The sequence below is a fragment of the Streptomyces boluensis genome, assembly GCF_009908195.1.
Lineage (GTDB): Bacteria > Actinomycetota > Actinomycetes > Streptomycetales > Streptomycetaceae > Streptomyces > Streptomyces boluensis.
Genome location: NZ_JAAAHS010000767.1, coordinates 1 through 767 on the forward strand (window position 1 = coordinate 1; position 767 = coordinate 767).

Annotated in this window: 1 protein-coding gene; it reads right to left on the reverse strand. The window is 70.0% G+C overall.

Annotation, left to right across the window (positions count from 1 at the left end; all coding sequences use genetic code 11):
• The coding region (locus GUY60_RS38000) for a SidA/IucD/PvdA family monooxygenase (RefSeq protein ID WP_161706046.1) at nucleotides 1–767 on the reverse strand (767 nt) is incomplete at both ends.

Below are 767 nucleotides of genomic sequence, written 5' to 3' on the forward strand. Positions count from 1 at the left end.
GGTAGGGGTTGGTGCCGGTGAGGGTGTTGAGGATGGTGGCGCTGCGCCAGGCGGCGAGTCCGAGGTCGGGGGCGCCGACGCCGTGGGTGTGGCGTTCGGCGTTCTGGATGTAGATGTTGCTGCCGGTGCGGGTGATGGCCGGGTCGAGGTCGAGTCGGTAGTGGGTGTCGATGCGGGGGCGGTCGGCGGTGTCGCGGCGGATGTGTGGGGTGAGGGCGCTGAGCATCTGGTCGACGGGGCGTTCGCGGTAGCCGGTGGCGAGGACGACGGCGTCGGTGGTGAGGCGGGTGCGGGTGCCTTGTTGTACGTGTTCCAGGTGGAGTTCGACTTTGGTGGCGGCGACGCGGCCTGCGGTGCGGACGCTGACGCCGGGGGTGAGGGTGGCGTCGGGCCAGTCGCCGTGGAGGGTGCGGCGGTAGAGCTCGTCGTGGATGGCGGCGATGGTGTCGGCGTCGATGCCTTTGTGGAGTTGCCACTGCTGGGGGACGAGGCGGTCGCGTACGACTTCGGGGAGGGCGTGGAAGTAGCGGGTGTAGTCGGGGGTGAAGTGTTCGAGGCCGAGCTTGGAGTACTCCATGGGCGCGAAGGCCTCGGTGCGGGCGAGCCAGTGGATCTTCTCTTGGCCCGCGGGCCGGGCGCGGAGCAGGTCGAGGAAGATCTCGGCGCCTGACTGGCCGGAGCCGATGACGGTGATGTGGTCGGCGGCGAGGAGGCGGGTGCGTTCCTTGAGGTAGTCGGCGGAGTGGATGACGGGGACGGTGGGGGCG